Annotated in this window: 12 protein-coding genes; 2 read left to right on the forward strand and 10 right to left on the reverse strand. The window is 28.5% G+C overall.

Going from position 1 to position 14,899, the window contains the following annotated elements:
• Nucleotides 1–468 precede the first annotated feature (468 nt).
• The 4 genes from B3040_RS15440 to B3040_RS15455 all read right to left on the reverse strand — a co-directional run bounded on the left by B3040_RS15440 (nucleotide 469) and on the right by B3040_RS15455 (nucleotide 5,649).
• Entirely contained in the window at nucleotides 469–1,248 is a 780-nt protein-coding gene (locus B3040_RS15440; RefSeq protein ID WP_017416676.1) for a serine hydrolase, read from the reverse strand.
• A gap of 303 nt (nucleotides 1,249–1,551) precedes the next feature.
• The gene (locus tag B3040_RS15445; protein ID WP_291575075.1) at nucleotides 1,552–2,676 is read right to left on the reverse strand and encodes a hypothetical protein; all 1,125 of its coding nucleotides are present in this window, start codon (nucleotides 2,674–2,676) and stop codon (nucleotides 1,552–1,554) included.
• A gap of 326 nt (nucleotides 2,677–3,002) precedes the next feature.
• Entirely contained in the window at nucleotides 3,003–4,577 is a 1,575-nt protein-coding gene (gene pckA, locus B3040_RS15450) for a phosphoenolpyruvate carboxykinase (ATP) (RefSeq protein ID WP_291575078.1), read from the reverse strand.
• A 208-nt stretch (nucleotides 4,578–4,785) separates the two neighbouring features.
• Nucleotides 4,786–5,649 carry a DMT family transporter gene (locus B3040_RS15455; protein ID WP_291575080.1) on the reverse strand — a complete coding sequence of 288 codons (864 nt, stop codon included), beginning with the start codon at nucleotides 5,647–5,649 and terminating at the stop codon, nucleotides 4,786–4,788.
• A gap of 322 nt (nucleotides 5,650–5,971) precedes the next feature.
• On the opposite strand from B3040_RS15455, the gene B3040_RS15460 reads away from it, so the two are divergent.
• Nucleotides 5,972–7,330, forward strand: coding sequence for a Mur ligase family protein (locus B3040_RS15460; protein WP_291575996.1), 1,359 nt, complete (start codon nucleotides 5,972–5,974; stop codon nucleotides 7,328–7,330).
• A gap of 14 nt (nucleotides 7,331–7,344) precedes the next feature.
• Nucleotides 7,345–8,064, forward strand: coding sequence for a type 1 glutamine amidotransferase (locus B3040_RS15465; protein ID WP_291575998.1), 720 nt, complete (start codon nucleotides 7,345–7,347; stop codon nucleotides 8,062–8,064).
• Between the two features lie 41 nt (nucleotides 8,065–8,105).
• Here the strand turns inward: B3040_RS15465 and B3040_RS15470 are convergent, their stop codons facing one another.
• From B3040_RS15470 to B3040_RS15495, 6 genes are all read right to left on the reverse strand, one after another.
• Entirely contained in the window at nucleotides 8,106–9,374 is a 1,269-nt protein-coding gene (locus tag B3040_RS15470) for a helix-turn-helix domain-containing protein (protein ID WP_291575084.1), read from the reverse strand.
• Between the two features lie 6 nt (nucleotides 9,375–9,380).
• Nucleotides 9,381–10,694 (reverse strand): helix-turn-helix transcriptional regulator, encoded by a 1,314-nt coding sequence (locus B3040_RS15475; protein ID WP_291575088.1) that lies wholly within the window; start codon nucleotides 10,692–10,694, stop codon nucleotides 9,381–9,383.
• A gap of 492 nt (nucleotides 10,695–11,186) precedes the next feature.
• A complete protein-coding gene (locus B3040_RS15480; protein WP_291575090.1) occupies nucleotides 11,187–11,357 on the reverse strand; it encodes a hypothetical protein in 171 nt (56 codons plus the stop codon).
• A gap of 111 nt (nucleotides 11,358–11,468) precedes the next feature.
• Complete coding sequence (locus B3040_RS15485; protein ID WP_291575092.1) at nucleotides 11,469–12,398, reverse strand: ribonuclease H family protein; 930 nt, start codon at nucleotides 12,396–12,398, stop codon at nucleotides 11,469–11,471.
• Nucleotides 12,399–12,416: 18 nt separating this feature from the next.
• Nucleotides 12,417–13,439 carry a YkvA family protein gene (locus B3040_RS15490; protein ID WP_291575094.1) on the reverse strand — a complete coding sequence of 341 codons (1,023 nt, stop codon included), beginning with the start codon at nucleotides 13,437–13,439 and terminating at the stop codon, nucleotides 12,417–12,419.
• A 196-nt stretch (nucleotides 13,440–13,635) separates the two neighbouring features.
• A complete protein-coding gene (locus tag B3040_RS15495; RefSeq protein WP_291575096.1) occupies nucleotides 13,636–14,694 on the reverse strand; it encodes an HD-GYP domain-containing protein in 1,059 nt (352 codons plus the stop codon).
• Nucleotides 14,695–14,899: the final 205 nt, after the last annotated feature.

Raw genomic sequence — 14,899 nt, forward strand, 5'->3', positions numbered from 1 at the left:
TTAATTTTCAAAGACCAATTTCTCAACCCATCGCCTTTAACTAAACTATGGATGACTTGTATAAGGTTATCATCAACCACTTAGTATATCAAGGTTTCTAGTAAAATTATTTGTTTCAATTCACTTGACTTTCTGACGACGAAATTTATTTTATCAAAAAATCAAAACTGTAGCCATCTTCTTTAATTTACAACACTAAGTTATCTTTTATATTCTTTAAAATACTAAAAATTACTTATTTTATCTATTAAAGATACACTTGGATGCATTGATGTTTACTATAAGTGTATAAATAGTAATTTTTATTCTAAATAAAGTTTTAGGGTTAAATAATAGCTTGATTATGAGACCCTCATAATCAAGCTATTATTTTCTAAGTCATTCAAGGAAAGTGTCAGTATTTATAACCTAAAATTAGTTTTTATATAAAGTTCAGAAAAAAAAGTATGAAGCTATAAACTTCACACCTTAATTCCAATCCTTATCAACCATATCAAACATCATTTTACCGCTACGTGCTATAGTGGTAATTCCGTATACATTAGTTGGTAAATTATTAGACATTACTGTATATACAAAATCACCTTTAGAGAAATTTAGCAGTGCTGTATCGTTTTCAACTGTTTCAAGTGTTCCAATCTTATTAGCAGTATTAGCTTGAATCTCTCTTTGAAAGTAAAATGGTATTCTTGTATTTAATTGATGTCTTTTTAGAGTTTCTATTATTAATCTACTATGCTCTTTACTTAAAGCAGTGTTATTGTGAAGTAATTTAAAACATTGAGATAAATCATAGCTTGTTGTAATATTTTCTTCATTATCACTCAATTTAACCTCTGATGGATACTTGTTAACTTTTGTGGACTTTAGTCCCATATCATTTATAAGGCTATTAACTTTATCCATGCCTAGTATATTAATAATTTTACAAGCTGCGGTATTATCACTTTGAATAAGCATAGCTACTAACAGTTCCTTTAATGTATATTGTTTTTCTGAAAATTCATGAATAATTCCGAAAAATCCAGAAACTTTATCTTCATCACCAATACTAATCAAATCATTTAAGGATACTTTCCCATTTTCAACTTCTTTCAATAATGCCATAGCAATGGGTAACTTTATACATCCTGCAGCAGGCATTTTGACATTTTCGTTAAACCCATAAATAAATCCACTTTTTAAATCCTCAAAATAAAAACTATAATTCCCTTCTCTTGATTCTAAATAGCGCTTAATCTCTTTCATAAACAGCCTCCAACCTCTAACCTAGTTAAACTAAAATAATTATAATTTTCTTTAAATATAATGTCAACTAAACATTGTTTACTTCTTTACTATAATCCTTTTAAATTATTCTTCATTAACTCTTAAATTCCTCTTTTAATTAACTAAATTATCAAAAAAATAACCCAGAACTTTCTAGGTTATTAATTTAATGCAATAAAACTGTTATTTCCAATAAAATTCAGTTCTAAACACATTATTGACATAGTTCTACAGTGATATTCATACTTAAGTCATTAACTTAAATTTTACTTGAACTATATATTATTTTTTATACTTTTCTAGTTCTACAGTTCTAATTGGAGCTTTTCCATCTAAAGATATTGAAATGCTTGTTATTCCCACTGGCAAAGACAAATCATAGTAATTTTTTACTGGAACATACTCTTTTCCATTTATACTTATATAGTAATCCTCAACCATATAGCTATTTATAAATGCGCCTACAGTAAATTTAACATAGTCTTCCGTATCATCCTTGATATTACGCTTGGCAAATATAATGTTTGGTATTTTGTCACTATTATCATTTTGGTATACAATTTCAGGATTAATATTAAACACATCATCTTTCATTACAAAAATAGTCGGTTGAATATATCCTTTTAAGGTTTCCAATTGAATATATTGCTTATCCTTTACAAACTCTATAAAAGAATTACTTTTATACTGTTCATCTCTACTATTATCAATTTTAATAGTATAAGTATATAGATATTGAGAAATTCCCTTTAAATACTTCGAAGCTTCTTTAACATTCTCTACAGTTATTCCATCTGTACTAGATTTTACTAGTTCTACAGCAGATAGCGGAATTCCCTCTCTACTCATAAAACTTTCTATAGTTCCATCTACCATTACCCATTTTCCATGCACTTTACTCCACACTTCTAAGACACTATAACTGCTATTGTTCTTAATTTTCAAATTATTACTTGTTCTTAACTCTCCCGTTCTTGCAATTATCCCCACAGATGACAAAGCTTCCTCAAGTATAATATTATAATCCTGAAGAGATATCACCTTATTACTTTGCAGTCCCATTAACATTTCATCCACACTTTTCTTCGCCTCCATTGCTGAAGGCTTAACTTCTGCTCTTCTATTAAGCCATTTAATTAATGCAATTGTCTTTTCAATTTCATTTGAACCCTCATTTACTACTTGCTCAAAATCATATTTGTTTTTAAGGTCTATTAACTTTGGATCATCCTTATTTAAATAATAAAAATGAATATTATTGCCTTCATATAAATTTTCCCAGTTTGTTACTTTGACATTGTAATCATAAGAACTTCCCTTTAAGTTATTTCTAAAAATTAGTAACACTATAGCCGATAGTACTATAATACTCCCTATAAAAAAGGTTAATATTCTTGAAGTTTTCATTTTTCCGCTCCTCACCAGCTTTATTTTATAATTATATACAATTATAAACTTTTTCTTATCTTTATAGCAATAGTTCTCATGAGTCAAGTAGTTTTTATTTTGTAAATGAAATTATTTCTTTAAAAAATCTACTTATAAACTATCAGAAGTATCTAAAACTAGCATGAAGTTTTAGAACTAACTTACAGTTTCTATCTTTGTAGTTTTTATATCAACAGAATAAGACTTTGTTATAAAATATTTGCTTTATCTAGCTTTATATTAAAACATGATTAAAGGCTATGATTTTATTCATAGCCTCCTTAACTAATCGAGTTTTATTAAAATTAAAATGTTTTTGGAGCAGCTTTTTTAATATCTTCGCTAACTTCCCCAAACTTTTGGAAGTTTTTATGAAATTGCTTTGCAAGCTCTCTTGCCTTAAAATCATATTTCTCTTTATCAGTCCAAGTATTCTTAGGATTTAATATTTCCTGTGGTACATTTGGTACTGACTTTGGAACATATAAATTGAAAATCTCATCTATTTCATATTCAACGTCTTTTAAATTTCCTTCTAAGGCTGCTTTAACCATGGCTCTAGTGTAATTTAAGTTCATTCTTTTCCCAGTGCCGTACTCTCCACCAGTCCATCCGGTATTAACAAGGTAAACTTCAGTATTATAGTTCACAATTTTTTCTCCAAGTAGTTTTGCATAAACAGAAGGTTTCATAAGCATAAACGGTTCACCAAAGCATGCTGAAAATGTAGCTTTTGGTTCTGTTATTCCCCTTTCAGTTCCTGCTAACTTACTTGTATAGCCTGACATAAAGTGGTACATAGCGCCTTCTTTTGTTAATTTAGATATTGGTGGTATAACACCAAAAGCATCAGCAGTTAAAAAAACAACTGTATTAGGGTGCTGGCCAACTCCACTTAAATCTGCATTATCTATATACTCTACTGGATAAGCGCCTCTAGTGTTTTCTGTTAATGAATCATCATCGAAAACAGGTCTATTATTCTCATCTAAAATAACATTCTCTAATAATGCACCAAACTTTAGTGCATTGTATATTTGAGCTTCTTTTTCTTTATCAAGCTTTATAGTTTTTGCATAACATCCACCTTCAAAGTTGAAAATTCCTTTATCGCACCAACCATGCTCATCATCTCCAATCAGTTTTCTATCTGGATCTGCTGATAAAGTTGTTTTTCCTGTTCCTGAAAGTCCGAAGAATACTGCTGTATCCCCAGCCTCTCCAATATTAGCAGAGCAATGCATTGGGAATACCCCTTTTAGAGGTAATAAAAAATTCATTACTGAAAATATTGATTTTTTTATTTCTCCCGAATACTGTGTTCCACCAATTAATATAATTTTTTTATCAAAGTTTATTATTATGAAGGCTTCTGAATTTACTCCATCTTCCTTGCCATTTGCTTTAAATCCTGGAGCTACTATCACATTAAACTGTGGAGAATGAGTTTTTAACTCTTCTTCACTTGGTCTTCTAAATAATTGAGTTGACATTAATGCTTCTGAAGCATACTCATTTACAACTCTAATATTCATTTTATATTCTTCCATAGCTCCAACATATCCATTAAAAACAAATAAGTCCTTATCGCTTAAATATTTTGTAACTTTTTCATATAACTTATTAAAAACATCTTCTTCTATAGGAAGATTTACTTCTCCCCAGTTTATTAAACCATTTATACTCTCTTGCTTAACTATGAATCTATCTTTAGGTGATCTCCCAGTATACTTCCCAGTATTTACAACTAATGCTCCACTTTCTGCAAGAGTTCCTTCTCCTCTTTTAACTGCATGTTCTACTAAACAAGCTGCACTTAAATTTTTGAAAATATTTTTAGAAGTGTTGATTTGTAACCCTTCTAAACTGTTTGAATTCATAATCCTTACCCCCGAATTTCAATGTTTAACGTTTACATATATTTCATGCTTGTACTTAAAAGCACTCTATAATTATATATTACTACTTTTAAAATAAAATGCAAGAAAAAATTTAATATTTAATAGTAAATTAAGGTCTTTTGAATGAAAGCCGTCAATGTTCCACCTGAAAATCTCCACTTTCTTTAATAATGTAGCACAATATCTCCTATTCTTTATTTTTTATTAAATATATAGAATAAATAACTATAAATACACCAAGCAATTGAGTAGCAGAAATGCCCTCTTTAAGCATAAAGTATGAAATAAGTATAGATGTTGGTATTTCCAGGTTAGAAATAACAGCTACCTTTACCGCTCCAATATGTTTAATTCCTGCATAAAGCAAAGTTAAAGGGATTATTTCACAAAAAACAGCTAATATTATTATATATCCATAGGTTTTAAAACTAATACTATCTGTGAAAACAAAAAGAGGAAACTTATAAATCATTAATGAAATTAATGAGAATAAAGTTGAATATGCATTCGTTGCTAAAGGTGAGACCTTTGAGAACTTAGTTTCAGAAAACACATTCATAAATGCATAAAATAGAGCAGCAAGTAATCCATAAAGTATACCTTTTATAGAGTACGAACCTCCAGCTGTTGTAATATTTAAAGTTAATATGCATCCTATAAACGCCATTATCACTATAATAACTTTTTTGCTATGCACTTTTTCCTGCCCCTTAATAATAGAGTAGAAAAATACCATTATTGGGTATGTCATTAGTAATACCGTAGTCATTGCTACAGGTAAATAATTGAAGGATAAGTAATAAAAAACCGTCATAAAAGTGTTTCCTACTACCCCTAATATGGCTAAATCCTTTAATTGGCTTAATGTAACTTTCAGTGACTTCTTATCTGTTACATATAACACGCCAAACATTATTGTTACTGCAATAATATATTGCAGTGTAAGAAGACTTACTGAGTCTAGCTCACTCTGTCCAAGCTTTACAAACAAACCAGCACTCCCAAAAAGAAATGCTGATACTAAGGCATAAATATATCCTACTTTCTTCATTTAACCACCTTCTACTAAAACTATTATGTATTATAGCAACAATTACTATAGGGATTTATTCCTTACTCATAGATTAATAATTGAAGTTCATGTTTTTTAGCCCAATTACTCTCCCAAACTTTCATAAATAAGTTTTAAATCTATCAATTATAGTAGGATTATTGTACTATATTATGCTATAATATACTACTGTAGATTTACAACTTAGGTTAAAATATAATCAGCAGTGATATTGATAGCTTAACAATTTAAACTTATAGATTTTTGTTCTTAAGCAAATATATTATTTATTTTAAAATCTATGAAATATACTACAAAGGAAGTGTCTAAAATCAAAATTAATTCTTTATTAGGTATCATTACTTCTAAAATAATTCTAAAAACTTCAAGACTCTTATTTAAAGGTGGCTCTAACTTTCCTGGAAAAATAGCACTACTTTTTGATAAGCATATTTTAAGTACTGTATCTAAAAGTTATATAACTATTCTAGTTACAGGGACAAATGGCAAAACAACAACAACCAGTATGATACATAGCATTCTAAAGGAAAGTGGAAAAGATGTAATAACTAATGATACAGGAGCAAATATGAATACTGGTATTATTACTTGTTTTATTTCTAATTATAACCTCTTTAAAAGGAACACAAAAAAGTATGCCGTTATAGAAGTAGATGAAGCTTATCTTCAAACTATTACAGAAGATTTAAGTCCTAGCATTATAACTGTTACAAACTTATTTAGAGATCAAATGGATAGATATGGTGAAGTATATACCACCTATTCAAAAATTCTACAAGGAATTGCTAAAACCCCTACTACCAAACTAATTTTAAATGGTGATGAATCTTTGCTTGGTAAATTAGAAGTTTCTAACCCAGTTGTTTATTATGGGTTTAACAAATCAATAAAAGAAAACACAAAAGTTGCTGTAAATGCAGATAGCAAATTCTGTAAAGTTTGCAAAAATCCTTATGAGTATGACTTTGTAACTTATAATCATCTTGGTAGTTATTATTGTGCTAAATGCGGCTATAAAAGACCTCCACTTAAGTATACTGTAAACAACGTGTTAGAACTTAACCCCGAAGGTTCTACTGTAGTTCTTAACGATGATACATATTTTATTAATCAAGCTGGAGAATATAACATATACAATGGCCTTTGTGCATATGCAGTTAGTAAAGAATTAGATATCGATAATGAAGTAATTAAAACTTCTCTGCAAAAACAAAGCACTAGTTTTGGGAGGCAGGAAACTATACTTATTGATGGAAAGGAAGTTAAAATTATACTAGTAAAAAATCCTGCAGGGTATGACCAGGCATTAAATACAATTTTATTGGATAATAAACCTATAAACCTTTCTGTAATGCTAAATGATAATTACGCTGATGGAACAGATGTATCCTGGATTTGGGATGTAAATTTTGAAAAGCTTAACACTCTCCATACAGAGGATATTATCATTTCTGGCACGCGACTTTACGATATGGCTGTAAGACTTAAGGTTGCAGGTCTACCAAAGGATAAATTTCTTCTTTGTGAAAATGATGAGTCACTTATAAGCGCTCTAAAAAATTGTAGTAATAATACTACTTATATTTTAGCAACTTACACTGCAATGCTTCATCTTAGAAAATTACTTCATAACGAAGGGTATATACAAAAACTATGGTAAGGAATGATGAATTAATGGAACTTAATATATGCCACTTATATCCAGACTTATTAAATGTTTATGGAGATATGGGAAACATCCTTGTTCTTAAGCATAGAGCTGAAGAAAGAGGTATTAAAGTAAATATTTTTAATATTTCTGTCAATGACAGTTTTGATGAAAACAATTATGATATAGTATTTTTTGGTGGTGGGCAAGACTACGAACAATCAATTGTTTCTGAGGATTTGATTAAAAATAAAAAAGAGGCCATAAAAAATTATATAGAAAATGGCAGGGTATTTTTAAGTATTTGTGGAGGTTATCAATTACTTGGAAAGTACTATACAACATTTGAAGGTGAAAAGTTAGAAGGTTTAGGAATACTAGATGTTTATACTGAAGCAGGGGATAAAAGATTCATTGGTAACACCATAATTTTCAATGAAGAATTTCAAGAAACTTATGTTGGTTTTGAGAACCACTCTGGTAGAACTTATATAGGAGATTTAAAACCTTTAGGGGTCGTAAAACTTGGCTATGGTAATAATGGTGAAGATAGAAAAGAAGGTTGTATCTATAAAAACTCATTTTGCACATATTTCCATGGCAGCCTTTTATCTAAGAATCCCGAACTTGCTGATAGATTAATTAAAATCGCTTTAGAAAATAAATATAACGAAATTTCCTTAACAACTCTTGATGACACTTTAGAAATTAAAGCAAAAGAAGCTATAATAAAAAGAAACCTTTAAACCACGATAAAAGCTACATANNTATGTAGCTTTTATCGTGGTTATATTTTCTTTTCTAACTGTAAAGCTAAATTTAAAAATTTAATTGCATCCTTTACTTCCCCAAGTTTGTGATACATACTTCCCATTTCTAAATACCTCTTATATATTTGGGTTTTAGTTCCAATCTTTACAAGGGTATCAAGTGATAGATTCATATAGGTTTCTGCCATAATAAAATTATTTTGACTTTGCAAAATTAATCCTTTAAAATAATATGCTCTTTCTATATAAACTAAATTATCTAAGGTAATGGCTAGATTAAGCATGTTATCACAATGCTCCTGTGCCAAATCTAATTCTTTGCTTTCTATTAATGTATCAATTATTAATACTAAGAAATCACATAATTTTCTCTTATCTTCCTTAGGAAATTCCTCAACTGCTATATTAATGTATTCTAAGGCTTTTTCTTTTAAATTGTTTTCAAACATGGATACAGCAAAGTTATGTAATGCTCTACATTTCTTATCGCTATTATCTCCATAACAGGCAAGAGATTTTTCCTTATAATCATAAAATTTATCTATTCCTAAGGAAATGCATAGCATAGCTAAAATCTGATAAGTTTCACCCTTGAGCACATTATCTTCAGTTAAACTTATTACTTCCTCTAGCTCCTTAGACATATTATATGCAGTTTCATCTTCTCTTAACATTATATATGATGCACATTCATTATAGGTAGCTTTAGCATATTGAATAGACTTTTTAAGATTCATTTCCTTCAATGTTTTTCTTACAGTAGTATAATAGCTACAAGCTTGTCCAAACTCTCTATTATTATATAAGTAACTTGCTATGGCCATATAAAAATCTACCATAAGCATCTCATTTTTTGATTTTTGGCACATGTCATAGTACCTAGGAATAATTACACTTAGGTCTTCGTATTTTTCCTTACTCAAATAAATTTTAAAAAGTATGTGTAGAAGTTTACATGCAAGGTCGTAATATTCATACCTCTCAGCATATTCTAGATTATATATTAACTCCTCAATGTTTTCAGCTATATCAGAATCTGTTTGAAATACTTTTATATTTTCTTCAATTTGTTCTTTAACATCATGCTTCAAATAATTCAAATCTAAATGGAGTTTTTCGCTAATATACTCTAAAATCCAATCTTCAGCAGCAACTTTATTATTTTCTATACAACTCATCTTTGAAACAGAAACCTTATTTTCACATATATCCTTTAAAGTTAATCCCTTATAAATTCTAGCCCTTTTTATTTTTTCCCCTGTTGATAATATTTCCAAACTTATCACCCACTATCAAAAGTCCTTTAATATATTTAAATCACTTAAAGCTTTCACTCCATCGCTCAGATATTTTGCCGCTTCACTATCTCTTCCGTTATCAATATAAAATTTACCAAGGATTATAGAAATTTCTGCACATTCTTTCTTATAACCCATTTTAGTTACAAAATTAAGAGTTTGAATTAATGTATTTTCTGCTTCATTCAGTTTACCTTCTAAAAGTTCAACTCTATATTTCAATAGATAATAATCACAAAGAGTTCTTTCATTTTTATCATTTCCACTTTCTAGATAACCTAATATTTCCCCTAACATCTCTTTAGAACCTTTTTCATCTTTAAGTTTAATATAATTCTCGCAAATATTACATAAAGTTTCCACTATTTTACCATCATTAGATTTCTCTCTAATTTCTTTAGCCTTAAATAAGTGTATAAAAGATTCTTCCAAATTATCAAATTCAGAAAATAGCTTACCAATTTCATTTTCAATCTCTGCAACATAGCTATTGTTATTAATTTCTCTGTATATTTTAATGCTTTTTTCTGAGTATAAAATTGCACTTTGCATGTCGCCTTTTTCTGAAAACCCCTTAGATAATTCCATCAAAGAAGCGGCATAAGCCTTTTTATTGTCTATCTTTTTAAATTTTTCTTGTGCTAAATATGAATATTTAATAGACTTGTCAATCATACCCAACTTAAAAAAAGTGCAACCTATGTAATAGTAGATTTGGCCAATTAAAAAATCGTCGCCTAAATTACTATCTTGAAAAACCTTTTCTGCTTGCTGAAAATAACTATAAGCTGAATGATATGCTTTTAAATTCATAGTAATGCTTCCAAGTAGAATAAATGTATTTATAACATCCTCACTTAAGTTATTCTTTATAAAAATACTATTTGCTGTTAGCAAAAATTGTTGAGCTAGTGCACTATCCCCTTTTTTTACGTAAATTGTAGCCTTTAAATAAAGATTTTTAGCTTTTCTAACTTCAAGTTCATATTTCTCTGCATAAAATAGAGACGTTTCAATGTTTTTTTCAGCTTGTACTAATTCTTCATTTAAAATATTTGATTCTGCGATATTTTCGTAATATCTACATATCTTATCTGCTTGTGTCTCTTCAGTTTCCATTAGATATTCCACACTAACATTAAGAGTTGCAGCTAAATACTCTAGCAAATCCATACTTGGATTAGATTTACTGGATTCAACAAGACTTATTTGCCCAGCTGTAATTCTATCACCAGCAAGATTTTTAAGAGTTAAATTAAGCTCTTTTCTTCTTAATTTAATTTTTTCCCCCAAAGATAAAATCTTCATAAAATTATCGTCCTTTTCTCTAAAATAGTTTTAACTATAATAATTTCTAAATAAGTTTTCACCATTGTACTGTGATTTATTATACCATAAAAACATACAAAATTGCAAAAATTTCTACATTTTATGGATTTACTTTTATTCAAATCATGATTTTTTTTATTTTTTTTATGAAAGCACAAGGTTTTTATATAAAATTTTTACAATTTGTTTCTATAACAATATTTAGATTATCGTAACATAACTAAAAAAATGAACTGATAGCCTATAAAAATTTGTCCTTGTTCAATTTACTCCAATGCGCTATGCGCTTTTCCGTAATAATACCTAAGTTCACAACACAAAGCATAAATTGTTTTATAAAGAATATGGCTTAATAATAAGCTTTGTATATTGAATGAAATAATATAAAATAATAATAATCCTAAAGAATTATTAAACTCTTTAGGATTATTAATAATTAAAGAAAGGTTATNNATAACCTTTCTTTAATTATTATCTTAATACTCCAACTAAATTGTTAAACATACTTCCCATCATTCCTTGAAGCATCCTTGCTTGTTTTCTAACTTTCTTTTTAGTTCTTCTATTCATCATTGGCATTCCATAATTAGCAGCTAATCCAACTGCTGTTCCTACCATAGCTAATTTCATTAACATCTTCATCAAAATGCACATCCTTTCTCAATTTATAATAATATAATGTGCATTTTCTATAAAAATAATCCATAAAATTTACTGTTTGTATAAATAATAGGACATTTACTAATGAAATTGTTAATATCCTTTACCTTTGATGAAAGCCCATAGCCTTTCTATTATTTGTGTCTTTCTATTATTATCAAGTGTATTAATGTATTCTAGCAAGCTTTCCTTTTCTAAAAAACTTAATATCCTTTCTACATCATCCCTAACTGTCTTTTCTCTCTCATCACAAACTAATTTTTTATCAATGTTTATATTTTCAATATATGAGGGAGATATTAATGCACTTATTTCATTTTTAATCTTGTCATTTAATACTTTAATTTTCAAATTTTTGATAAGCTTGTCAACAGATCCACTAATACTTAGTTCAGCACCTTTTTTTGCTTCCTCGTCTGCTAGTTCATTAAAAAAATCATTAGTATGGCTATCTACCTTTACAAAAATAATATTTAAATTGTTCTCATTCTTCATGCGGTTGATTTCCTCAAAATATAATTGTGAAGATTTATCTTTTCTGTCCCAACTTCCAGTAGCATGGTGGCAAATTCCTTCATAGTCATGAAATATTACCAACTCTCTAAAATTATGAGTAACTGCGAATTCAGTAGCTCTTATAGCCGCTTTAAGTTCTCCAGCAATTTGTCTTAGTGATTTTTCTGATTGATCCTTTGCAGTACCACTTTCAATGTGAATAATTACTCCATTTTGTATCACTACCACTCCGTAACCATACTTTCCAGTTGAACTGTTAAAGCTTCCATCCACATAAGCATGTGGTATTTCCAAAGGATAACTATCAATTCCTTTTTTCAATATTTTAGTATCTTCACTTAAATAACTTTTTACTTCCTCCAATGATTGAAAACTCTTATAAATTGCACCTTTAACGCCTTTTACGTACTTTAAGCATTCATCCCAACTTTGTACAATAATATTATTTATTTCTTGTTTATTTGAGGGATCAAGGCCCTTTTTAATTCCATAATATTTTTTAGCCATGTAATCGCTCCCTATTGTCTAATTTACGAAAAATTTATAACCTTTTTCCAAAGTCCTACTGCAAAAATGAATTAAACTATTGATTTTTTTAATACCTAAAACCCTAGATAATATCTCTACATATTTTTTAACTACTTCAATAATATTCTTTTCACCTTCCCAGTTGTCCAATATAACCTCTTCAGAGATGTTACAAAATATTTTATTTAATATAAATAACACCACTGTAATGTCATCAAAAGTTCCTAGTAATGGTATCCAATCAGGTAAAATATCTAGAGGACACAGCAAATAAGTTATTGCTATAGAAATTGTTAACTTAGTTTCACTATTAACTCTTTTATCTTTATACAATCTAAGAAGTAACGCTAAAATATCTGGCATTAAAAGTATAAATTCCTGCAACTTATTATATTTTTCAGGGAATCTTTTACTTATTTTTTCTCTAGCAGTAGAATAACTGTAAAACTTTTTTTCATTATCTAAGCATATTTTTTCCGGGTTATTTTTCAGCGCATATGCTGTGTTATCTAACAAACAATCTGCAACCTTATCATCTTTATCTGATTTAGCGTCTAACTCATCACTGCGGAAATTAAAGTTTTTAAGTTCCGCCTCTATACCACCTGGAATTAAATTCACACTTAATAAGTTAAAGTGTACTAATTGAATAACCTTACATACCTTATCTAAGTCCACTCTTACTATGTCATTAATTACAACAATACCAATTTGCTGGAACTCACTAATTACTCGTTTTAGTATAAATTTCTTTATGCTTCTGTTAATACTTATTTTCTTTATACTAACACTTTGTAAAAGAAGTGTTATCTTATTGTCAACTACTTCAATAATTGAAATTCTCACTTCAAAGGGAATATTAATTTTCATGGAATATGCCCCAGTAATGGTTATCTCATCATTTATTAATACCTTATTAATTTTTACCTCTTTAACTTTAGCAAAATTTACTAGTAAGTCATTAAAAATATTTTCTAAATCCTTTTCTGTAATTATTGCTTTTATATTTGAAACTTTCACCATAATCCCCCTTATTTTATAGCTTATATTATGTAACCTCATCTTATTTCAGAATTTATATGAACTATTAGATAATCTCTACTAAAAACTAATAAATCTTACTTTAACTTTACATCTATATGAAGTTTTAAACTAGCAAGTTACTTTGCTTCTTGCTAGTTTAGGCTTTGAAAATCAGTTATGTACTTATTATTAATTATATTACACTTTCTACTATTAGATTTGGAGTCTCTATGAGATTAATCTCATAAAACTTTATAGGTTTTTTTGTCTTGCTATCATAAAGTACCCTTAACACAGGTCTATCAGGGAAATTTTTATTCTGTCTTATTACATATCCCTCTACCCCATTTGAAAGTTTCACACAACACCCTAAAGGGTATACCGAAAAGGTTTCTTTAAAGGTTTTAACTATTTCAGGATCAAAGTTCGTTCCACATCCTGCTAGGATAAGTTCATAAGCATCACTTGGGCTAAATTTATTTCTATAGCTTCTATCACTACTTACAGCATCATAAACATCACATATACAAATTACTTTTCCAAATTTAGAAATTTCATTTCCAAATAATCCATAGGGGTAACCCTTTCCATTTATCTTTTCATGATGTTGTTCAATTCCTATAATAGAAGAATAAGGTATACTTATATTTTCCTTCAACATTTCTTTCCCGTAAATAGGATGTTTTTTCATTTCTTCGAATTCTTCTTCTGTTAAAGGGCCTTCTTTATTTATAACACTATAAGGAACTCTAATTTTTCCTATATCATGTAAAACTCCGCCTATTGTTAAATCTTTTATGCTCTGTTTTGTCATATTTAGGGATAACCCAAGAAAAGTACACATTATACCAGTGTCGATGCTATGCAAATACGTATAGTTATCATGAGTTTTTATATCATATAAGCTTTTGTTCACATCTCCAAGCTCCATAATATATTCTACAAGTTCATCCAAAATTGATAAACACTGTTTTACATAACTTTTATCTAACATTCCTGTATTTTTAATTATTACGGATAGACTTTTCATAGTTTCCTGTTTTAGCAAATTTAACTTGTCATCTTCAATTTCTATATCATCTAATCTATCGTCTTCCACGTATACATAATATACGCCTAACTGATGAAGTTTCCTTATATACTGATTAGTTAATTTCACCCCTGATCTTAACAAAACTCTTCCATCATTAGTGTAAACATTCTTTCCCAAAACTTCGTTTTCATTTACTCTATTAATGTATTCTAATCGCATAGTTCCCCCTAAAATTTGCTGCTTAAAATAGCCTATTCTTTGCATTAAATAATCTTAATAAATTACTATTATAATTGCATTTATTTTAATCACACTGTAAATCGTAAATTCTGCTTAAAACGAGAATATAATCTAACTATTTACTTTATTATATCTCACTATTTACAAAGAATGATATTTACTGTCATTAAATATAAATTTATAA

It is taken from the genome of Clostridium sp. UBA4548, assembly GCF_002387895.1.
Lineage (GTDB): Bacteria > Bacillota > Clostridia > Clostridiales > Clostridiaceae > Clostridium_J.